At 71.2% G+C, this 20,303-nt stretch carries 21 protein-coding genes; 7 read left to right on the forward strand and 14 right to left on the reverse strand.

Annotated elements, in window-relative coordinates; genetic code table 11:
- Positions 1 to 28: 28 nt before the first annotated feature.
- Complete coding sequence (locus tag ACQEV8_RS08510; RefSeq protein WP_432958666.1) at positions 29 to 1,096, forward strand: FMN-binding protein; 1,068 nt, start codon at positions 29 to 31, stop codon at positions 1,094 to 1,096.
- Positions 1,089 to 1,892 carry an FAD:protein FMN transferase gene (locus ACQEV8_RS08515; RefSeq protein ID WP_432958668.1) on the forward strand — a complete coding sequence of 268 codons (804 nt, stop codon included), beginning with the start codon at positions 1,089 to 1,091 and terminating at the stop codon, positions 1,890 to 1,892. The genes ACQEV8_RS08510 and ACQEV8_RS08515 overlap by 8 nt, the downstream gene beginning before the upstream one ends.
- Before the next feature lie 85 nt (positions 1,893 to 1,977).
- Here the strand turns inward: ACQEV8_RS08515 and ACQEV8_RS08520 are convergent, their stop codons facing one another.
- The 8 genes from ACQEV8_RS08520 to ACQEV8_RS08555 all read right to left on the reverse strand — a co-directional run bounded on the left by ACQEV8_RS08520 (position 1,978) and on the right by ACQEV8_RS08555 (position 12,178).
- Positions 1,978 to 2,529: an arginine repressor gene (locus ACQEV8_RS08520; protein ID WP_382497738.1), complete on the reverse strand. Its 552-nt coding sequence runs from the start codon at positions 2,527 to 2,529 to the stop codon at positions 1,978 to 1,980.
- Positions 2,530 to 2,536: 7 nt separating this feature from the next.
- The gene (locus ACQEV8_RS08525; RefSeq protein WP_432958671.1) at positions 2,537 to 3,733 is read right to left on the reverse strand and encodes an acetylornithine transaminase; all 1,197 of its coding nucleotides are present in this window, start codon (positions 3,731 to 3,733) and stop codon (positions 2,537 to 2,539) included.
- Positions 3,730 to 4,653, reverse strand: coding sequence for an acetylglutamate kinase (argB, locus tag ACQEV8_RS08530; RefSeq protein ID WP_432958673.1), 924 nt, complete (start codon positions 4,651 to 4,653; stop codon positions 3,730 to 3,732). Before argB ends, ACQEV8_RS08525 begins: the two co-directional genes overlap by 4 nt.
- Positions 4,650 to 5,801: a bifunctional glutamate N-acetyltransferase/amino-acid acetyltransferase ArgJ gene (gene argJ, locus ACQEV8_RS08535; protein WP_432958675.1), complete on the reverse strand. Its 1,152-nt coding sequence runs from the start codon at positions 5,799 to 5,801 to the stop codon at positions 4,650 to 4,652. The genes argB and argJ overlap by 4 nt, the downstream gene beginning before the upstream one ends.
- On the reverse strand, positions 5,798 to 6,826 hold the full coding sequence (argC, locus tag ACQEV8_RS08540; RefSeq protein ID WP_432958677.1) for an N-acetyl-gamma-glutamyl-phosphate reductase: 1,029 nt from the start codon (positions 6,824 to 6,826) through the stop codon (positions 5,798 to 5,800). Before argC ends, argJ begins: the two co-directional genes overlap by 4 nt.
- A 144-nt stretch (positions 6,827 to 6,970) precedes the next feature.
- Positions 6,971 to 8,065, reverse strand: coding sequence for a barstar family protein (locus ACQEV8_RS08545; protein ID WP_432958678.1), 1,095 nt, complete (start codon positions 8,063 to 8,065; stop codon positions 6,971 to 6,973).
- The gene (locus tag ACQEV8_RS08550; RefSeq protein ID WP_432958680.1) at positions 8,062 to 9,399 is read right to left on the reverse strand and encodes a HEAT repeat domain-containing protein; all 1,338 of its coding nucleotides are present in this window, start codon (positions 9,397 to 9,399) and stop codon (positions 8,062 to 8,064) included. Before ACQEV8_RS08550 ends, ACQEV8_RS08545 begins: the two co-directional genes overlap by 4 nt.
- Positions 9,400 to 9,694: 295 nt before the next feature.
- A complete protein-coding gene (locus tag ACQEV8_RS08555; protein WP_432958682.1) occupies positions 9,695 to 12,178 on the reverse strand; it encodes an alpha-L-arabinofuranosidase C-terminal domain-containing protein in 2,484 nt (827 codons plus the stop codon).
- A gap of 137 nt (positions 12,179 to 12,315) precedes the next feature.
- Here ACQEV8_RS08555 and ACQEV8_RS08560 point away from each other — a divergent pair, with 137 nt between their 5' ends.
- Positions 12,316 to 12,756: a DUF6314 family protein gene (locus ACQEV8_RS08560; RefSeq protein ID WP_432972543.1), complete on the forward strand. Its 441-nt coding sequence runs from the start codon at positions 12,316 to 12,318 to the stop codon at positions 12,754 to 12,756.
- A gap of 14 nt (positions 12,757 to 12,770) precedes the next feature.
- Here ACQEV8_RS08560 and ACQEV8_RS08565 read toward each other — a convergent pair whose 3' ends face one another.
- From ACQEV8_RS08565 to ACQEV8_RS08575, 3 genes are all read right to left on the reverse strand, one after another.
- Positions 12,771 to 13,364: a histidine phosphatase family protein gene (locus tag ACQEV8_RS08565; protein WP_432958684.1), complete on the reverse strand. Its 594-nt coding sequence runs from the start codon at positions 13,362 to 13,364 to the stop codon at positions 12,771 to 12,773.
- A 73-nt stretch (positions 13,365 to 13,437) separates the two neighbouring features.
- Entirely contained in the window at positions 13,438 to 13,878 is a 441-nt protein-coding gene (locus ACQEV8_RS08570) for a GNAT family N-acetyltransferase (protein WP_432958686.1), read from the reverse strand.
- An 80-nt stretch (positions 13,879 to 13,958) separates the two neighbouring features.
- Complete coding sequence (locus ACQEV8_RS08575; RefSeq protein WP_432958688.1) at positions 13,959 to 15,395, reverse strand: PLP-dependent aminotransferase family protein; 1,437 nt, start codon at positions 15,393 to 15,395, stop codon at positions 13,959 to 13,961.
- Here ACQEV8_RS08575 and ACQEV8_RS08580 point away from each other — a divergent pair.
- Positions 15,394 to 16,311: a DMT family transporter gene (locus ACQEV8_RS08580; protein WP_432958689.1), complete on the forward strand. Its 918-nt coding sequence runs from the start codon at positions 15,394 to 15,396 to the stop codon at positions 16,309 to 16,311. The two genes, ACQEV8_RS08575 and ACQEV8_RS08580, sit on opposite strands and share 2 nt — an antisense overlap.
- A 93-nt stretch (positions 16,312 to 16,404) precedes the next feature.
- A complete protein-coding gene (locus ACQEV8_RS08585; RefSeq protein WP_010045242.1) occupies positions 16,405 to 16,605 on the forward strand; it encodes a DUF1918 domain-containing protein in 201 nt (66 codons plus the stop codon).
- 39 nt (positions 16,606 to 16,644) lie between these two features.
- Here the strand turns inward: ACQEV8_RS08585 and ACQEV8_RS08590 are convergent, their stop codons facing one another.
- Positions 16,645 to 17,874, reverse strand: coding sequence for a glycoside hydrolase family 10 protein (locus ACQEV8_RS08590; RefSeq protein WP_432958692.1), 1,230 nt, complete (start codon positions 17,872 to 17,874; stop codon positions 16,645 to 16,647).
- A 180-nt stretch (positions 17,875 to 18,054) separates the two neighbouring features.
- On the opposite strand from ACQEV8_RS08590, the gene ACQEV8_RS08595 reads away from it, so the two are divergent.
- The gene (locus ACQEV8_RS08595) at positions 18,055 to 18,930 is read left to right on the forward strand and encodes a 3-hydroxybutyryl-CoA dehydrogenase (RefSeq protein WP_382833502.1); all 876 of its coding nucleotides are present in this window, start codon (positions 18,055 to 18,057) and stop codon (positions 18,928 to 18,930) included.
- 22 nt (positions 18,931 to 18,952) lie between these two features.
- Here the strand turns inward: ACQEV8_RS08595 and ACQEV8_RS08600 are convergent, their stop codons facing one another.
- Complete coding sequence (locus tag ACQEV8_RS08600; protein WP_432958695.1) at positions 18,953 to 19,183, reverse strand: hypothetical protein; 231 nt, start codon at positions 19,181 to 19,183, stop codon at positions 18,953 to 18,955.
- A 219-nt stretch (positions 19,184 to 19,402) separates the two neighbouring features.
- Between ACQEV8_RS08600 and ACQEV8_RS08605 the strand changes: the two genes are divergently transcribed.
- Positions 19,403 to 19,660, forward strand: coding sequence for a hypothetical protein (locus ACQEV8_RS08605; RefSeq protein ID WP_215122537.1), 258 nt, complete (start codon positions 19,403 to 19,405; stop codon positions 19,658 to 19,660).
- Between the two features lie 12 nt (positions 19,661 to 19,672).
- Here ACQEV8_RS08605 and ACQEV8_RS08610 read toward each other — a convergent pair whose 3' ends face one another.
- Positions 19,673 to 20,218: an NUDIX hydrolase gene (locus ACQEV8_RS08610; protein ID WP_189726532.1), complete on the reverse strand. Its 546-nt coding sequence runs from the start codon at positions 20,216 to 20,218 to the stop codon at positions 19,673 to 19,675.
- Positions 20,219 to 20,303 lie beyond the last annotated feature (85 nt).

Consider the following 20,303-nt stretch of genomic DNA (forward strand, 5'->3'; position numbering starts at 1 on the left):
CAACGGCCCTTCAGGAGCTTGAGAAACGATGAGGAAGAGTCACCCCGTCCGGCGTGCCGTGCTCGCCGGCGCAGCCACCGTCTCCGGGATCGTGCTGCTGCTGTCCATGAAGCCGGCCTCCGACCCGGGTTCCGCCCAGGCGGCCGGGCAGGCTCCTCCGGCGGCGGCCGGGCAGGCGCCGCAGGGCGGCGTGAACGGCGCCGTCACCGGTGACGCGCAGCAGACGCAGTACGGCCCGGTGCAGGTCCGCCTGACCATGAGCGGTGGGAAGGTCACCCAGGCCGAGGCGGTCCAGGCGCCCAAGGGCGGCCGCAGCGACCAGATCACCGCCAGCTCGGTGCCCCGCCTCAACCAGGCGGCGGTCGCCGCGCAGAGCGCGGAGATCGACGCCGTCTCGGGCGCCACCTACACCAGCGCCGGCTACAAGAAGTCCCTCCAGTCGGCCCTGGACAAGGCCAAGGCCGCCGGCGGCGCCGCGCAGGGCTCGGGCAACGCCCAGACCCTCACCGGCGATGCCGTGCAGACGGAGTACGGCCCGGTCCAGGTGCGGGTCACCGTGGCCGGCGGGAAGGTCACCAAGGCCGAGGCGGTCCAGGCACCCAAGGGCGGCCGCAGCGACCAGATCACCGCCTCCTCCGTCCCCCGCCTCAACCAGGCGGCGGTCGCGGCCGGGAACGCGCAGATCGACGCCGTCTCGGGCGCGACCTACACCAGCGCCGGCTACAAGAAATCGCTCCAGTCCGCGCTGGACAAGGCTCCGGCAGGGGGAGGCGGCGGCGCCGCGCAGGACTCCGGGCAGGGTGCCGGGGCGGGCAGCGCGCAGGCCAAGACGGTCACGGGCACGGCCGCGCAGACCCAGTACGGTGCCGTCCAGGTCCGTATCACCGTCGCGGGCGGGAAGATCACCAAGGCCGAGGCGGTCCAGGCGCCCAAGGGCGGCCGCAGCGACCAGATCACGTCCTCTTCGGTGCCCCGCCTCAACCAGGCCGCCGTGGCGGCCGGGAACGCGCAGATCGACGCCGTCTCCGGTGCCACCTACACGAGCGCGGGCTACAAGCAGTCCCTCCAGTCGGCGCTGGACCAGGCCGGTGGCTGACACTGTGGCCGAATCCGCACAGGCTCCCGCCGCGGTACGTCATGTGGAAGAGACGATGGGGACCGTCTTCTCCCTCGACGTCCGCGGCGGGGATCCGGCCGCCGTGCGCGCGGCCCTGGACGAGGCCGTCGCCGGACTGCACCGCGTCGACGAGGTGTTCAGCACCTACCGTGAGGACAGCCAGATCGCCCGGCTGCGACGCGGTGAACTGACCCTCGCGGAGTGCGATCCCGAGGTCGCCGAGGTCCTGGACCTGGCGGCCGAGGCGGAGCGGCTGAGCGACGGCTGGTTCAGCACGTCGTACCAGGGCCGTCTCGACCCGACCGGCATCGTCAAGGGCTGGGCGGTCGAGCGGGCCGCCCGGCGGTTGTCGGCGGTGCCGGGGGTGTGCGGGGTGAGCGTCAACGGCGGCGGCGATGTGCAGCTGCTCGGGGCGCCGGGGGCGCAGCGGCCGTGGCGGGTGGGGGTGTCGGACCCGTTGCGGCCGGGGGGTCTCGCGGCCGTCATCTCGGCGTCCGGGGTGGACGAGTTGTCGGTGGCGACATCCGGTACCGCGGAGCGGGGCGCGCACATCCTCGACCCGCGTACGGGGCATTCGGCCGTGACCGACCTGGTCGCCGTGACGGTGGTGGGTCCTCGGCTCACCTGGGCCGACTGCTGGGCCACGGCGGCGTTCGCGATGGGGTCGCGGGAGGGGCTGGCCTGGCTGGAGTCGCTGCCGGATGTGGAAGCGCTGTTGATCACGGCTGGTGACGAGGTGCGGTGCACCGGGGGGTTGGCGGCGCGGCTGGGGTGAGTCGGCGCGGTGTGCCCTCAGGGGCGCGCGGGGAACCGCGCGATCAGCCACAGTCCACCCGCACACAACCACCGGCACGCACCCCCTACGGCGCTCCGTGCCCGTTCTGCGCCAGCCTCAGCAGATGCTCCGCCAGCGCCTGTCCCCCGTCCGGCTCCCGGCTGATCAGCATCAGCGTGTCGTCACCGGCGATCGTCCCCAGGATGTCGTGCAGCTCGGCCTGGTCGATCGCCGACGCCAGGAACTGCGCGGCCCCCGGAGGGGTCCGCAGCACCACGAGATTCGCCGAGGCCTCCGCGGAGATGAGCAGTTCCTGCGACAGCCGCCGCATCCGCTCCTCCTTCGCCGACCCGCCCAGCGGCGCCCGGGGCGTACGGAAGCCGCCCTCGCTGGGCACCGCGTAGATCAGGTCGCCGTCGGTGTTGCGGATCTTCACCGCGTTCAGCTCGTCCAGGTCCCGGCTGAGCGTCGCCTGCGTGACGCTCAGCCCGTCGTCGGCGAGCAGCTTCGCGAGCTGGCTCTGCGAGCGCACCGGCTGCCGGTTGAGGATGTCCACGATCCGGCGGTGGCGTGCGGTGCGGGTCTGCGGCACGGCGGGCCCGTTCGCCCCCTGCTCGTGGTCCTGCGCCTGGCTCATCGTCGTCTCATTCTCCGGATCGTCCGTCCCCGCGCACTGCCTGGAGGATGCCGGGCAGCGCCCCGAGGAAGGCGTCCACCTCGTCGTCGCCGAGGTTCAGCGGCGGCATCAGCCTGACGACGTCCGGGGCGGGCACGTTCACCAGGAAACCGGCCTCCTGAGCCGCCTGGCGCACCTGCGGCGCGAGAGGCTCGGTGAGCACGATACCCAGGAGTAGGCCCGCGCCCCGGACAAAATCGATCAACTCGTGGCCGAGGCCTTCGATCCCGTCCCTCAATGCCGCGCTCTGCCGCTTGACGTTCTCCAGCAGACCCTCGTTCTCGATGGTGTCGAGGACGGCGAGTCCGGCCGCGCAGGCGACGGGGTTGCCGCCGAACGTCGTGCCGTGGTGCCCGGGCTGGAGCAGCTCGGCAGCCCGCCCGAAGGCGACGGTCGCGCCCAGCGGCAGGCCACCGCCGAGTTGCTTGGCGAGGGTGACGATGTCGGGCAGGACACCTTCGTGGGCCTGGTACTCGAACCAGTGCCCGGTCCGGCCGATGCCGGTCTGCACCTCGTCGAGGACGAGGAGCGCGCCGGTCGAGGCGGTGATGGCACGGGCGGCCTTGAGGTAGCCGGTGGGCGGCACGACGACGCCGAGTTCGCCCTGGACCGGCTCGATGATGACGAGCGCGGTCTCCTCGGTGACCGCGGCGGCCAGTGCCTGGGCGTCGCCGAAGGGGACGTGGGTGACGTCGCCGGGCAGCGGCAGGAACGGCTCCCGCTTGCCGGGCTGGCCGGTCATCGCCAGGGCGCCCATGGTCCGCCCGTGGAAGGCGCCCTCGGTGGCCACCACATGGGTCCGCCCGGTCAGCCGGCCGATCTTGAAGGCGGCCTCGTTGGCCTCGGCGCCGGAGTTGCAGAAGAAGACCCTGCCGTCCCGGCCGAAGAGCCGGAGCAGCCGCTCGGCGAGGGCGACGGTGGGTTCGGCCATGAAGAAGTTGGAGACGTGGCCGAGGGAGCCGATCTGCCGGCTCACGGCCTCGACGATCGCCGGGTGGGCGTGGCCGAGGGCATTGGTCGCGATGCCGCCGACGAAGTCGAGGTACGCGTTGCCCTCGGTGTCCCACACGCGGCTGCCCTCACCACGCGCCAGGGGCAGCAGCGGGGTGCCGTAGTTGTTCATGAGGGCGCCCTGCCACCGCGTGGTCAGTTCCTCATTGCTCATGACTCCCCCTGTTCGCCCGGTCCCCCGGGCTTCTCGTCGGCCACGACCATCGTGCCGATGCCCTCGTCGGTGAAGATCTCCAGCAGGATCGAGTGCTGGACCCGGCCGTCGATGACGCGGGCGGTGGTCACGCCGCCCCGGACGGCGTGCAGACAGCCCTCCATCTTCGGCACCATGCCGGAGGACAGGTCCGGCAGCAGTCGCTCCAGTTCGGAGGCGGTGAGGCGGCTGATCACCTCGTCGCTGTTCGGCCAGTCCTCGTAGAGTCCCTCGACGTCCGTGAGGACCATGAGGGTTTCGGCGCCCAGTGCGGCGGCGAGTGCCGCGGCCGCCGTATCGGCGTTGACGTTGTAGACATGCCCGTCGTCCTGGGAGCGGGCGATCGAGGAGACGACCGGGATCCGGCCGTCGGCGAGCAGGGCCTCGATCGCGCCCGTGTCGATCGCGGTGATCTCGCCGACCCGGCCGATGTCGACGAGCTCTCCGTCGATCTCGGGCTGGTGCTTGACTGCGGAGATGGTGTGGGCGTCCTCGCCGGTGAGGCCGACGGCCAGCGGGCCGTGCTGGTTGAGCAGCCCGACCAGCTCGCGCTGTACCTGACCGGCCAGCACCATGCGGACGACGTCCATGGCGTCCTCGGTGGTCACCCGCAGGCCCGCCTTGAACTCGCTGACGATGCCGTGCTGGTCGAGGGCGGCGCTGATCTGCGGGCCGCCGCCGTGCACGACGACGGGCTTGAGGCCGGCATGGTGCAGGAACACCACGTCCTGCGCGAAGGCGGCCTTCAGGTCCTCGTCGACCATGGCGTTGCCGCCGAACTTGATGACGACCGTCTTGCCGTTGTGCCGGACCAGCCACGGCAGCGCCTCGATGAGGATCTGCGCCTTGGGCAGGGCGGTGTGCTTACGCGTGATGCTCATGACGAGTAGGCGCTGTTCTCGTGGACGTAGTCGGCGGTGAGGTCGTTGGTCCAGATGGTGGCCGTCTCGGACCCGGCGGCCAGGTCGGCGACGATGTGCACCTCGCGGTAGCGCATGTCGACCTTGTCGCGGTCCTCGCCGACGCCGCCGTTCTTGCACACCCAGACACCGTTGATGGCCACATTGAGCTGGTCCGGCTCGAAGGCGGCGGACGTCGTGCCGATCGCGGAGAGCACGCGGCCCCAGTTGGGGTCCTCGCCGTGGATGGCGCACTTGAGGAGGTTGTTGCGGGCGATGGAGCGGCCCACCTCGACGGCGTCGTCCTCGGTCGCGGCGTTGATCACCTCGACCTTGATGTCCTTGCTGGCACCCTCGGCGTCCCGGATGAGCTGCTGGCCGAGGTCGTCGCAGACCTGCCGTACGGCCTCGGCGAACTCCTCGTACCCGGGGGTGACTTCGGAGGCGCCGGAGGCGAGCAGCAGCACGGTGTCGTTGGTGGACATGCAGCCGTCGGAGTCGACCCGGTCGAAGGTCGTCCGGGTGGCCGCCCGCAGGGCCTTGTCGAGGACCTCGTCGTCCAGGTCCGCGTCGGTGGTGAGCACGACGAGCATGGTGGCGAGGCCGGGGGCGAGCATGCCCGCGCCCTTGGCCATGCCGCCGACGGTCCACCCGTCCTTGGTCACGACGGACGTCTTGTGGACGGTGTCGGTCGTCTTGATGGCGATCGCGGCCTTCTCACCACCGTGCTCGGAGAGCTGGGCGGCGGCTGTCTCGACGCCCGGGAGCAGCTTGTCCATCGGCAGGAGGAGGCCGATGAGGCCGGTCGAGCAGACGGCGACCTCGATGGCGCCGCGGCCGAGCACCTCGGCCACCTTCTCGGCCGTGGCGTGCGCGTCCTGGAAGCCCTTCGGACCCGTACAGGCGTTGGCGCCGCCGGAGTTGAGGACGACTGCGGACACCTGGCCGCCCTTCAGCACCTGCTCGGACCACAGGACCGGCGCGGCCTTCACCCGGTTGGCCGTGAAGACGCCGGCGGCGGCGCGGCGGGGGCCGGTGTTGACCACGAGGGCCAGGTCGGGGTTGCCGTTCTCCTTGATCCCGGCGGCGATCCCGGCCGCCGTGAATCCCTGTGCTGCCGTCACACTCACGGTGCGACTCCGATCGTCGTCAGTCCCGTGGTCTCGTCGAGACCGAGGGCGATGTTCATGCTCTGGACGGCACCGCCCGCGGTGCCCTTGGTGAGATTGTCGATGGCGCTGATCACGATGATCCGTCCGGCGGCGGCGTCGTACGCGACCTGCACCTGAACGGCGTTCGAACCGTAGACGGACGCCGTGGCGGGCCACTGCCCCTCGGGGAGCAGGTGCACGAAGGGCTCGTCGGCGTAGGCCTTCTCGTAGGCGGCGCGCACGGACTCGGCCGTGACGCCCTCCTGCGCGGCGGCGCTGCACGTGGCGAGGATGCCGCGCGGCATCGGCGCGAGGGTGGGGGTGAACGACACGGAGACCGGCTCACCTGCGGCCGCGCTGAGGTTCTGGGTGATCTCCGGGGTGTGCCGGTGCCCGCCGCCGACGCCGTACGGGGTCATCGACCCCATGACCTCGCTTCCCAGCAGGTGAGGCTTGGGTGCCTTGCCCGCGCCGGACGTGCCGGAGGCGGCGACGATCACGGCCTCGTTCCCGGCGAGTCCGGCGGCGTACGCCGGGAAGAGGGCCAGGGACACGGCGGTCGGGTAGCAACCGGGCACCGCGACGCGCTTGGACCCCTCCAGCGCGGCGCGGGCACCCGGCAGTTCGGGAAGGCCGTAGGGCCAGGTTCCGGCGTGCGGCGAGCCGTAGAACTTCTCCCAGGCGGCGGCGTCCGTCAGCCGGAAGTCCGCGCCCATGTCGACCACGAGCACGTCCGGGCCGAGCTGCTCGGCGACGGCGGCGGACTGCCCGTGCGGCAGTGCGAGGAAGACGACGTCGTGACCGGCGAGAACCTCGGGGGTGGTCTCCTGGAGCACTCGCCCGGCCAGGGGCAGCAGGTGCGGCTGGAGCGCACCGAGCTTCTGCCCCGCGTTGGAGTTGCCGGTGAGGGCACCGATCTCGACCTCGGGGTGGGCCAGCAGCAGACGCAGCAGTTCCCCGCCCGCGTATCCACTCGCTCCGGCCACTGCCGCACGTACCGCCATGGAACCTCCTCCTTAGAGAGCATGACTATACGTTTAGCCGCAGTTTTATGCAATCTAAGGAGGCATCCCACTCAAGGAACTTGCCCAGGGACCGGAGAGCATCCGCCCTGCCGGTTGGGTCACCATCGCGGTAGCCCGGCCGACTCACGCCGAGGTCACGTGCATCCCGCCCTCGGTCAGGACTTCGAGCACCAGGGCGACCAGGTCATACTGCTCGCCCTCAGGCGCCAGGACGCGGCACAGGTGCTCGCGCGCGGTCGCGAGGTCCCGCCAGAGCAAGGTTGCGGGGGCGGTATGGCCGAAGTCGCCGCGCAGACAGTCCACGACGGCGTCCAGGCAGCCGCCGAAGTAGCCGCCGGGCCCGTTGACGGCCTCACCGAGTGCCAGGTAGAGGCCCGGTTCGTCGGTGATGTGCCGGCCGTCCAGCTCGTACACGCGTCCGGCCTGCCGGTCCTGGTGCTTGAGCCGGCAGCCCCGCTCCCGGACGAGATCGAGCCAGGCCCCACGCCGACGGGTCTCGAGCCCGGCCCAGGCGCCAGGGGTGTCCGGCGGGCCGGCGAGCCAGCGCTCCCAGACGGGCCGGGCGTATCCCGGAACGGGTTCGAGGTATCCGTCGAGTTCCAGATCGATCAGGTCCGTCCCGAGGGAGGACGGCTGCCATGAGCGGACTCCGGGCCGCAGCAACCGGTCGGTGAGCGGCTCGCCCCGGTCGTCCCGTATCTCCAGCCAGGCCTCCTCCAAGTCCAGCGCGCGCCGGGTGCCCGTCGTCAGCGCCCGCCGCAGCCGACCACTCGGGGCGAGCCCCCGCAGGACGAGCGGAGGCTCTGCCTCCTCGGGCGGCAGGACGCGGGCGAACTCCCGGCAGGAGCCCAGCCACCGGTGCCCGTCGTGCAGGCGGACGGGAGCCCGGTGCCCCTCGGGCGGGCCCTCGCAGTCGTCCAGACCTGTGAGGACGAGAGCGTCCGTTCCCGGGTGCCGTCCAAGGCTCTCGGCGTCCTCCAGCAGCCAGGTGTCGAGCGTCCTGTCCTCCGGCACCAGCCACACCCGGCTGCCGACCCAGCCGCGCACCTCGGCTCCGTCCGGAACCCAGCCGAACAGTTCGTACGTCCCGCGCAGGGGTTCCCGGAACAATCCCTCCGCCTCGGCGCAGACACCCCAGACATGGCCGCTGCCTGTGTCCGTCAGCGAGTACCGCCCCTGCCCGCGAGAGTCCCTGTCCACATGCACGGTGGTCATCATGCCCGGATCGCACGGCGGGTATGGAGCGCGGCGGACAGGAGGCGCTCGTCCAGTTCCATCTCGGCGTCGGGTGTGGAGTCGTTGACGGGGACTCGGGTCCGTCGTTCGATGATCGCCGTCACGGCCGGCAGCGCGGGCAGCGCGTCGGGGCCCATGCGCGCCAGACCCGTCAGGTAGAACTCACCGACCGCGTAATCGGCCAGATGGGGTGTCATCAGGCTCAGCAGGTGGGGCAGCGCGGGAGAACCGGCGTGCCGGAGCCACAGCGGGGCGCCTTCCGCCTGTGAACGCCCCGGGTGGTGAAAGGTGAGGTTGTACAGCTGGGCCGCCTGCCGGAAGGTCAGCGGGCCGTCGTCCAGCAGGGCGCTGAAGATCGCCGTGGCGTGGCCGAGGCGGACGATGCCCACGGGCTTGGTGGCGAGGAGCGCGGCGGCGGACGGGCTGTCGTACACCGGCTGATTTCCGAACGGGGAACGGTGGGGTTCCGACGACGGTGCGAACGGGATCCCGGCGATGAGAGCCCGGTGCCTCCGCCTCGCCGCTCCCGAGATCAATGCCGTCTTGAGGGCGGCCGACAGGCTCGGGGTGCTTTCCTGGCCGTCGTACCGGATGAGCAGCGGCAGCAGTGTCACCGGGGCCGCCCGCCACTTGTGGCACGCTTCGCGGGCGAGTCCAGCGCCGGTCTCCCGGGTGGTGAGGTCGGTGAGAAGTCGCGCCACGAGGGCGTAGGCGTGCCGCTCGCGGCCCGATCCGTGGAGGACCCGGCCCCAGAGGTGGCCGATGTCCGCCAGGTGTACCGCGGCCTCCCGGGCATCCGTGAGCAGTGCCCTGTCCAGGGCGGGCCGTCGCGCGGGGGGAGCCGCCCGCAGGATCTCGAGATGGGCGAGGAAGCGGACCGCCGCGAGGGAGTCGGTCCTCAGCCGGGCGACGGCGGGGCCGAGCGCTCTGGCCAGGACGGTACGCACCATGGGGTCCGCGAGGTCGTCGAGTGCGGTGAGGACGAGCTCCGTCTGTCCGCGATACCCGACGAGGTGCGCGGCTCTGCGCCGTACCTCCTCGTCGGGGTCGGTGAGCCGGGTCAACGCCGCTTCGACGGCTTCGGGCCAAGGCCGTTCGCCGGTCACGCTGAGGAGGAGGTCCATGGCCTCGCGTCGTACGACCGGCTCTTCGGCGTGCGCGAGCCACAGAAGCCGGGTGGCGACGGGACCGGCACGGTCCGAGCGTGCCGCGGCGAGGATCCGGACACGGGAAGGATGGGCGGGCGTCGTGGCGGTCCCGTCGGCCACGGCCTCGTCCAGCCACTTCACCGACGAGGGCGGAGGCCGCCCTTCCATGCTGAGGATTCGATCACGCCACCGATCCTGCCACATGGGCGCGGCTCAGGCAGGGCGTACTGGCCTGAGCACGACAGACAGCGAAACCAGCCGAGCGAACCGCTCAGTCACATCACGACACCTACAGCGACAAGTGCTGGGGCAGCCAGCCCCTGCATCTGGGTGGAGAACTCGTGCGCGCGTTCCGACAGCGGATGCGGAACGCTGTGGACGTGGTCCGGCAACGGGCTCTGCTACGGATGACGGCCGGGCGTGGGCCGCTGCCCGGGGGACAGCGGCCCACGCCCGGCGGGTGCTACCTCTGCTTGATCCGCAGGAACGTGACGGAGTCCGCCGGGAAGGTGTACGTGAACTTCCCGGAGACGCCCCTGAAGGTGGACGTCACCGGAGTGACCGGCGTGTCCGTCTCGGTGTTCACCGCGTCCGGCTCGGCGGCCAGCGTGGTCACACGGGCGGTGGAGGCGACCTTCGCGCCGCCCAGGTCGACGGCCGTACGGGCCTCGGTGGACTGGGCGTTGACGACCTTGACGATCAGGTCGCCGGTCTTGGCGTCCTTGGTGACGACCTGGCGGAACGGCTCGGCCGGCTTGTCGTCGGTGAAGCTGCCCCACTCCTTGCCGTCGAGGAACAGGGTGACCTGGCGGCCGCGCACCTTGATGTCGATGTCGTAGGCGCGGCCGGTCTCGATCGAGCCCGCCTTCGTCATCAGCGTGCCCTTGCCGCCGTCCACGGCCTGCTCGATCGCGCCCTGGGTGTTGTTCCAGCCGCCCAGGTTCCACCAGTAGTAGTTGCCGGTGTCCTTGACGCCGAAGGCGACCAGGAAGCCCTCCTTGCCGGACTTCTTGGTGGCCTTCACATGCAGGTCGTAGTCCTTCCAGGCCGGGTCGCCCGCCGTGACCATGGTGTTCTCGGTCGCGGCGTCGGTCTGTACGTACTGCCCGTCCTGGATGCTCCAGCTGCCGCGGCCGCTGGTCTTCCACTTCGAGGCGTCACCCGAGAAGTCGTCGCTCAGCAGGGTCGAGCCGTCCGCCGAGGTGACCTTCACGTCGTCGTACGCCGCGCTGGTGGCCCACGTGGACAGGCCGACGGCACCCGTGATCGGGCCGCTGACGTCCGGCGTGGTGGTCGCCTTCGACGGGACCACGCGGTCGCCGACGTTGGTCATGAACAGCTTCTGGACCTCGTAGTTGGCCGAGTTCCAGGAGGCCCGGTTGTTGAACCAGATCATGTCCGGCCGCCACTGGACGTAGTCCTCGTTGGCGAGCAGCGGGGCGTACGAGGCGAGCTTGACGATGTCCGCGTTGCGCTCCAGGCCGGTCATGAAGGCGGCTTCGGAGAGGCCGTTCTTCCAGGCGTTGCCCTGGGAGGCGTACTCGCCGAGGAAGACCTTCGGGCCCTTGCGGTCGTAGGAGTCGTAGCGGTCGTTGTTCTGCAGGAACCAGTTCGGGCTGTTGTAGTAGTGCTCGTCGACCATGTCGACCTTGCCCTCGCGGTTGAGCTGCCAGGCGGTGTCGAAGGTCGTGCCGGCGTCGTCCGGGCCCGAGTTGGAGATGACGGTGATGTCCGGGTACTCGGCCTTGATGGCCGACCGGAACCGCTCGAAGCGGGCGAAGAACTCCTTCGGGAGGTTCTCCTCGTTGCCGACCCCGATGTGGGTCAGGTGGAAGGGCTTGGGGTGGCCCATCTTCGCGCGCACCTTGCCCCACTTGGAGGTCGCCGGTCCGTTGGCGAACTCGATGAGGTCGAGGGTGTCCTGGATGTGCCGCTTGAGCAGCGCCTCGTTGTCGGTGGCCTTGTTCTGGCCGCAGCCCGTCACCAGCGCGGGGACGACGGGCAGCGGCATGGCGCCGATGTCCTCGGAGAGGCGGAAGTACTCGTAGTAGCCGAGGCCGTAGCTCTGGTTGTAGCCCCAGAAGTTGGAGTTGGTGGCGCGCTCCTCGACCGGGCCGATGGTGTCCTTCCACTGGTAGCTGCGCTTGCGCTGCCAGTTGGACGCCTCGCTGTAGTCCTCCATGGAGCCGGTGTTGACCAGACAGCCGCCGGGGAAGCGCACGAAGCCCGGCTTGAGGGCGGCGATCTTCTCGGCGAGGTCCTTGCGCAGGCCGTTCGGCTGGTTCTTGTACGTGTCGCGCGGGAACAGCGACACCTCGTCGAGCGCGGCGGCGTTCGACGAGGCCACGGCGAGGCGGCCTCGGTTGCTGGTGCGGGTCGCGGTGAAGGTTGCCTTGTACTTGGCCCAGCCGCCCTTCACGGCGACCTGGCGGGCGGTGGCCAGCGTGCCCGCGGTGTCCTTGAGCGAGACCGTGAGCGTGGTGCCGCTCGCGGCACGGGCCCACACGGAGAAGTCGTACCGCTTGCCCTTGTCGACCCGGATGCCGGTGTTGTATCCGGAGTTCGTGACGGACGAACCGGCGCCCAGGGAGAGGTAGTTGCGGTTGCGCGCGTTGAGGCGGCCCGAGTCGTTCACGACCTCGGCCGTGCCGCCGGCCGCCCAGGAGGTCAGGGGTGTGTAGGAGCCGTTGTCGGCGGTGGAGTACTCGAAGGATCGGTTCTGCACGAGCTCGGCGTACAGACCGCCGTCGGCGGCCCGGTTGATGTCCTCGAAGAAGACGCCGTACATCGTGTCGTCGATCGCAGCGCCCTTGGCGGACGGGTCGAGGGTGATCGCGTAGTCGGTGACGTCCTCGGCGTGCGCGGGGGCCGGTACGAGGGCTGCTGCCATCAGGAGAGCGGTGGTCGTGAGACCGATTCTCCATCGGGTGCGGGCGGTGCGTGGCATGGATACTCCGCGGCTCTCTGGTAGAGGAGTGTTCGAAATATCAGACATTGATCAGCACTTCGAACGGCAAGATAGGGAGGGGGCCGATGCGCGTCAATGGGTCGCGCAGCAACGGGTGGGCCGGAGAGCGGTACGGAATGAGCGAGTTCTGGCCAGTACCGGACGTCCTGGCGTATCTGGCCGGACGCTGGGGCGTGACGCGGTCGGTGCGGGATCTCGCGAGCGGAGAGCAAGGGGAGTTCTCCGGGACCACCGATTTCCGGACGGAGGCGGACGGCGGTCTGGTGCACCACGAGTCCGGCATCTTTCTCTGGCAGGGCGTCGCCCGGCCCGCCGAGCGGACGCTGCGGTTCCTGCCGGGCCCGGCCGGCACCGCGGACGTGCGCTTCGCGGACGGTCGGCCGTTCCACGACCTGAACCTGACGTCCGGGCGGTATGTCGCCGACCACCCCTGCTCGGCGGACCTCTACCGCGGCGAGTTCACGGTCCTGGACACGGACCACTGGCGGACGGTGTGGCGGGTGCGCGGCCCGGCCAAGGACCTGGTGCTGCGCACCGACTACGCGCGCGAAGCCTGAAGCGGACTCCCCCGCTACGCGCGCGAGGGCTGAGCGGACACCCCGTCGAAGCGCAGGTTCCAGCGCCCGCCCCGGCCCGTCACGGAGGTCGTCGACAGCGGGCGGACGTCGATGTTCCAGTACGTCGAGGGCGGCGCCTTCAGGGCGTAGACCAGGGCGGCGCGGATCACGGACGGCTCGGCCACCGCCACGACACGGCAGCCGTCCTCGACGGGCCGGGTGTCGAGCCAGCCGCCGACCCGGGTGATGAAGTCCACCAGGGACTCACCGCCGTGCGGTGTGGCACGGGGGTCGGCGAGCCAGGCGTCCACGGCCTCCGGCTCCCGGGCCATCGCCTCGCCCAGCGTCAGCCCGCGCCAGCGGCCCATGTCGCAGTCCCGCAGGGCGAGCTGCACGAGCGGCGCGTACCCGAGCCCCTCCCCCGTCGAACGGCTGCGCGGGGTCGGCGAGCAGTAGCGCAGCTCGGCCGCGGCGAGCGGCAGCAGCCCCTGGGCGGCATGCTCCACCTCACCCCAGCCGGCCTGGTCCAGCGGCCGGTCGTCCGCGAATCGTTCGGCTAGCAGCGAGGAGCTGCGCGCGGCGGCGACGAACGTGACCCGAAGTGGCATGCGGCGATCGTGAGTGCCGCAAGTGCGCAGGTCAAGAGGTGTTACCTGGGAGTTACCCAGGGTGCTCCGGCCCTCACTGGCCGAAGATGAGCGCCATCCAGTGCTCGGGGTGCTCCAACTCCGCGAAGCCCAGCCGCTCGTAGACGCCGTGCGCGTCGTGCGTCGCGAGCAGGACGCGCCGCACACCGTACGACCGCAGCTCGTCCCTTACGGCCGCCAGGAACGCGGTGCCGATCCCCTTGCCGCGCACCGACCGGTCCACGTACACGTCGCACAGCCACGCGAAGGTCGCCCGGTCCGTGATGACCCGGGCGTATGCCACCTGACCCCCCGAGACCGTCTCGTACACGCCGAAGCTGAGCGAGCCCTCGATCGCCCGGTCCTGCTTCTCGCGGGAACGGCCCAGCGCCCAGTACGCGTCGGTGGACAGCCAGCCGTGCACGCGCTCGGCGTCGAGGCGGCCGGGGTCGGTGGAGATCTCGTAGCCCTCGGGCAGGCTCGGCGTGTCGGTCATGACGGGATGCTCGCAGGGCGGCGACTGGCGCGTCGAGCCGTTATCCCGGCGCCTCAGCTGTCACCGCAGCACGTCAGCGGTTACCGCAGCACCTCTTCGCAGGCCGTACGCAGCCGCCGTACCCCCTCCGCGATCTCCCCGGCCCCCGCGACCGCCGCGAAGCTCAGCCGGATGTGCGCGGCCGGCGGCTCGGCACTGAAGTAGGGACGCCCGGGAGTGATCGCGACACCCGCGCGCAGGGCGGCACCGGTCAGGGCGGACTCCTCCACGCCGTCGGGCAGCCGCGGCCACAGGTGGTAGCCGCCGGACGGGACGTGCGGCAGCGCGAAGCCCGGCAGGTGCAGTCCGAGCGCGGTGGTCATCGCGTCCCGGCGCGCCTTCAACTCGGCGGAGACAGACCGCAGATGACGCGGCCAGGCGGGCGAGCCGACGAGCTCGAGCGCGGCCTCCTGAAGGGGCCGGGGCACGAAGAAGGTGTCGACGACCTGGATGGCGCGCAGCCGCTCCAGGACCGGCCCGCGCGCCGCCAGGGCGCTCACCCGGAAACTCGGCGAGGTGGCCTTGGTCAGCGAGCAGACGTGGACGACGACGCCGTCGGGGTCGTCGGCGGCCAGCGGGCGCGGCAGCGGCCCGGCGTCCTCGTGCACCAGCCGCCGTACAAAGTCGTCCTCGACGACGAACGCGCCCGCCTCGCGGGCGATGCGCAGCACCTCGTGGCGCCGCTCGGGTGCGAGCGACGCGCCGGTGGGGTTCTGGAAGAGGGGCTGGCAGACGAAGACCGGGGCGCCGCTGGCCCGGAAGGCGTCGGCGAGCAGCGCCGGTCTCACTCCGTCGGGGTCCACCGGTACGGGCACCGGGCGCAGGCCCGCCGCACGGGCGATGGCGAGCATGCCGGGGTAGGTCGGCGACTCGACCAGGACGGGAGCGCCGGGCGGGGCGAGGGCGCGCAGGGCGGTGGTGAGCGCGGACTGTCCGCCCGCGGTGACCAGTACCTCGGCGGCGGTGAAGGACCCGCCGATGCCGCGCGCGAACCACTCGCGCAACTCCGGCAGCCCTTCCATGGGCGGACGCCCCCACGCACCGGGACGCCGTCCGGCGCGCGAGAGGGCGGCGGCCATGGCCCGCTCCGGCTGCAGCGACGGGTGCAGATAGCCGCCGTTGAACTCGATCACACCCGGCGGCGGGGTGGCCAGCGTCGCCAGTACCCCGGAGGCGTCCACCGAGCGCGGGACGAGGTCGGCGGCGCCATCCGCGCTGAGCGCGACCTCCTGCCAGGAGGTGTCCCCGGTGGGTGCCGGTGCCGTTCTGGCCTGTGCGCGGAACGCGCCCGCGCCGGGCCGGGTGACCACCAGCCCCTCGGCGGCGAGCTGGGCCAGGGCCCGGGACACGGTCACGGGGCTCACCCGGAACCGCTCGACGAGGGCCCGGCTAGACGGCAGCTTTCCACCTGGAGAGTAGCGGTCGAGCTCTCTACGGAGCCGTTCCGCCAGTTCTGCGACGCTGCTACGCTCATGCATGAGAGCACAGAGTAGCGCTACTACCGCACCTCGGATAGCAGTCGCCGCAGACCGGGACCGTGCCGGCCTCGGCACCCTCCAGGCCGCCCTCGGCGTCATCGCCTTCTCCCTCACGTTCCCCGCCACCGCCTGGGGCCTCGAGGGCTTCGGGCCCTGGTCTCTGGTGGCCGTCCGGAGTGTCCTGGCCGCGGTGATCGCGGGCGGCTGTCTACTCGCCCTTCGCGTCCCGCCGCCCGCCCGACGGCACTGGCCGGGTCTCGCGGTCGTCGGGGGCGGGGTGGTGCTCGGTTTCCCGCTGCTGACCACGCTGGCGCTGCAGACCTCGACCACCGCGCACGCCGCCGTCGTGGTCGGCCTGCTCCCCCTCACCACCGCCCTCTGCTCCGCCCTGCGCGTCGGTACCCGGCCCTCGCGCACCTTCTGGACGGCTTCCCTCGCGGGCGCGACAGCGGTGCTGGCCTTCACCGTGCGGCAGAGCGGCGGCGCCCTGAGCACGGCCGACCTGTACCTCTTCGCGGCGCTGCTGGTGTGCGCGGCCGGCTACACCGAGGGCGGCCGGCTGGCCCGGGTCATGCCGGGCTGGCAGGTCATCGGCTGGGCGCTGGTGCTGTGCCTGCCGCTGACCGTGCCCGTCGCCGCGCTCGCGCTGGCGCACGAACCCGTGCGGCTGTCCGCGCACAGCGTCACGGGACTGCTGTGGGTCGCGGTGGGCTCGCAGTTCGTCGGCCTGGTCGTCTGGTACCGGGGCATGGCGGCCATCGGCATCCCGAAGGCCAGCCAGTTGCAGCTCGCCCAGCCCCTGCTCACACTGGTGTGGTCGGTGCTGCTGCTGGGCGAGCACCTGCCGGTGGCCGCCCCGTTGACGGCAGCGGCGGTGCTGGTCTGTATCGCCGTCACACAGCGGGCGCGCGGCTGAACGGGGCGCGCCCGGCACCCTGCCGAGCAGCGCCCCCAGCCGTAGACTCGAAGGCCACGGACCGCTGCTCCGCACCTCGTGAGGAGGCCCCAGATGCGCGCAACCGTGGGCGACCAGCTTGTCCAGCACGGCAGGGTGGTCGGTCAGCACGACAAGGTCGGCGAGATCGTCGAAGTGCTCGGCCAGGAGGGCAACCCCCCGTACCGCGTCCGGTTCGAGGACGGGCACGAGGGAGTGTGCTCACCGGGACCCGACACCGAGATCCGGCACCGGGAGACCACCACCGGGCCGTGACGCGGCCCGGGGGTGGCCCTCACTCGTAAGGGGCAGCCCTCACTCGTAGTGGTCGGAGACCACTTTCGCCATCGCCCCGATCCGATCGGTCGCCACGTCCTTGGCGGCGAAGAAGACGTGCCCGCGCACCTGCGCGTAGTCCTCGGCCAGCGCCAGGTGCCGGGACAGCTCGGCCGGGTTCTGCCAGGCCGCGGGCTGCGCCGGGTCACCGGCCTTGTACAGCGCCTCCCCCACGTAGAGCTGCGTCTTGGTGCCGCGTGCGACCTCCGCCCACCAGGGCACCAGCTTCGCGTAGTCGGCGGCGGCGAAGCCGATGTTCCAGTACAGCTGCGGGACGATGTAGTCGATCCAGCTCTCGCGCACCCACTTGCGGGTGTCCGCGTGCAGGTCGTCGTACGTCTGCACGCCGGCCCGGGTGTCCGAGCCGCGCTTGTCCGTGGCGGCGTTGCGCCACACGCCGAAGGGGCTGATGCCGAAGCGGGCGCTCGGCCTGACCTTCTTGATGCGGGCCGCCGTCTCCCGCACCAGCTTGTCGGTGTTGTCCCGCCGCCACGCGGCCCGGCTCGGGAAACCGCCGCCGTGCTCGGCGTAGGCCGCGTCGTCGTCGAAGCTCTGGCCGGCCACCGGGTACGGGTAGAAGTAGTCGTCGAAGTGGACGCCGTCCACGGGGTACTTCCGCACCGCGTCGAGCATCGCGTCCTGCACGAAGGCACGGACCTCGGGCAGCCCCGGGTTGTAGTAGAGCTTCCCGCCGTACGTCACCACCCAGTCCGGGTTGCGGCGCGCGGGGTGGGAGGCGGCGAGCCGGGACAGGTCCGCGTGCGTGGCGACCCGGTACGGGTTGAACCAGGCGTGCAGCTGCAGCCCGCGGGCGTGGGCCTCCTTCACGGCCGTGCCCAGCGGATCCCAGCCCGGGTCCTTGCCCTGGGTGCCGGTGAGGTACTGCGACCACGGCTCGTACGGTGACGGCCACAGGGCGTCCGCCGTGGGCCGGACCTGGAAGAACACGGTGTTGAGCCGCCTGCGGACCGCTGTGTCGAGGTGCTTGCGCAGCTCGGCGCGCTGCTGCGAAGCGCTCAGCCCCGGCTTGGACGGCCAGTCGCGGTTGGCCACGGTCGCCAGCCATACGCCCCGCATCGCGGAAGCCGCCCTGTCACCTCCCTTGCCGTCCCACTCGACGTCCCCCTTGGGCGCGGCCGACGCCGGAGGCACCATCGTGAAAGCCGACAGCGCCGCCACCGCGAACGCCCTGCGTGACACTCGTCCCATCCGCATGCCCCAAAATGCCGCGGATCCGCCCGGTCGCGGATCACTCCGGGCCCAGAATGCCCGACTCTGAGCCGACCCCCGCGATCGATCATCGATACTTGGGAGTAACGTGCTCGAACGGAGCAGGCCCCGGACCGCGGAGCACCTGCCCGGACGTGGATCAGCAGCGAAAGGGACGATGTGACGGACATCCCAGCGGGAGACATTGCACGCGTCGGAGTCGTGGGCTGCGGTCAGATGGGCGCGGGGATCGCCGAGGTGTGCGCCCGGGTCGGTCTGGACGTCATGGTCGCCGAGACCACCGGCGAGGCCCTGGAGATCGGCCGGACCCGGCTGTACAACTCCCTGGCCAAGGCGGCGGAGCGCGGCAAGATCACCGAGGAGGAGCGGGAGGCCACGCTGGACCGGCTGAGCTTCACCACCGACCTCGGCGAGTTCGCCGACCGTGACCTGGTGATCGAGGCCGTCGTCGAGAACGAACACGTCAAGACCGAGATCTTCCAGGTGCTCGACCAGGTCGTGACCCGGCCCGACGCCATCCTGGCCTCCAACACCTCCTCCATCCCGCTGGTGAAGCTCGCGGTGGCGACCTCCCGGCCCGACCGGGTCATCGGCATCCACTTCTTCAACCCGGCCCCGGTGCAGAAGCTCGTCGAGCTGATCCCGGCGCTCACCACGTCCGAGGACACCATCGGCCGGGCCGAGCAGTTCACCGAGAAGCTCCTGGGCAAGCACGCGATCCGCGCCCAGGACCGCTCCGGCTTCGTGGTCAACGCGCTGCTGATCCCGTACCTGCTCTCCGCGATCCGCATGTTCGAGACGGGCATCGCGAGCCGCGAGGACATCGACAACGGCATGGAGATGGGCTGCGCCCACCCGATGGGCCCGCTGAAGCTCTCCGACCTCATCGGCCTGGACACGGTCGCGTCGGTGGCCCAGTCGATGTACGAGGAGTACAAGGAGCCCCTGTACGCCGCTCCCCCGCTGCTCCAGCGCATGGTCGACGCGGGCCGTCTGGGCCGCAAGTCGGGCTCGGGCTTCTACACGTACGACTGACGGGCCGGCCGACGCCGCCACCTCAACGCCGCCGCTCCTCCGGCCACGGCCAGGCGCGGCGGCGTCCCCATTCCGCCGCCTGCTCGTTGAGGCGACCGCGCAGCCAGCCCATCCAGAGGGTGAGCGGAGTGACCACGAGAGCGAGCAGCAGCGCCGTGCCCCACCCCTGTCCGCCGACGGAGAACCGCAACACCACGACCGACAGCGCGTAGATCGCCAGCGCGCACGCCGCGTTCTTCTGCCACTTCGTCATACGCCCCGGGTACCCCCCGAGGCCGATTACGGACGGTCAGATTTCGGCCAACCTGTGGGCCCGGCACCGGAATGGGTGCCGGGCCCGCAGTATTCACACACCGTGTGCGCGCCGGGCTCGCATATGCCCCTCGCACACTCTCCCCAGGCGCCCACCAGGCGAGTTGACTCCACATGCGCAAACCAGGGATGTGAAACGACTACGGAAAGGAGCGGACTCGTGGCCGCCGATCCCGAGCATCCCGTCGTATCCGGAGAACTCGCAGAGTTACGACGCCGCCTCGACGTGGCCTACGCCCGCGTCGAGGGCGGGCTGGCTCTGCTCAGCCACCGCACCGAGGAGACCGCCAAGGAGATCGACGAGCTCAACACCCGGATCCACACGCTCGAACACACGCGCTGGCCGCTGCCCGCGGTCGCCGCCCTCACCGCCGTGGGTGCCCTCGTCCTGGCGATCTGGCAGGCACTGGGCCGCTGAGGCCCTGCCGGCCTAGGGCAACGCGTCCTGTCCGAGCCTGAGATGGTGCAGCAGAAGTAGCGCGGCCGCCATGTTGGCGGCCGGGACCTCGCCGCGGGCGACCATGTCGGGGACGAGCTTGAGGGGAACCCACTCCCGGCGGTCCGACTCGAAGTCGTCCACGGGGTGCCCGACGTACTCGCCCTCGTCGGCCCAGTACACATGGTGCCGGGCGTCGGTGAGCCCGTTGGACGGCTCCACGCTCATGAGATGGTGCAGCGGTCCCGGCCGCCAGCCGGTCTCCTCCTCCAGCTCCCTGGCGGCCGCGCGGGCGATGTCCTCGCCGTCCTCGACGACGCCCGCCGCGAGTTCCCACCCCCAGCTGTCCGTGATGAAACGGTGCCGCCAGAGCAGCAGCACCTCGTTGGCCTCGTTCACCACCGTGGCCACCGCCACCGGCCGCAGCCGTATGAGGAAGTGGTCGAGGTGTCGGCCGTCCGGTAGTTCGACATCCGCGAGATTGACGCTGAACCAGCGGTTTGAGTACACAGTTTGTTCGTTGTGTTTCGTCCACTGCACGGTTCTGCCACCTTCCGTCGAGTAAGTGGCAATATCGCAGCAGGGACGTACGGACAGCAGGCGCACAGGACGTCGCTCGGGATGA

The sequence above is a fragment of the Streptomyces sp. CA-179760 genome, from assembly GCF_050937045.1.
In the GTDB taxonomy this organism is placed as follows: Bacteria; Actinomycetota; Actinomycetes; order Streptomycetales; family Streptomycetaceae; genus Streptomyces.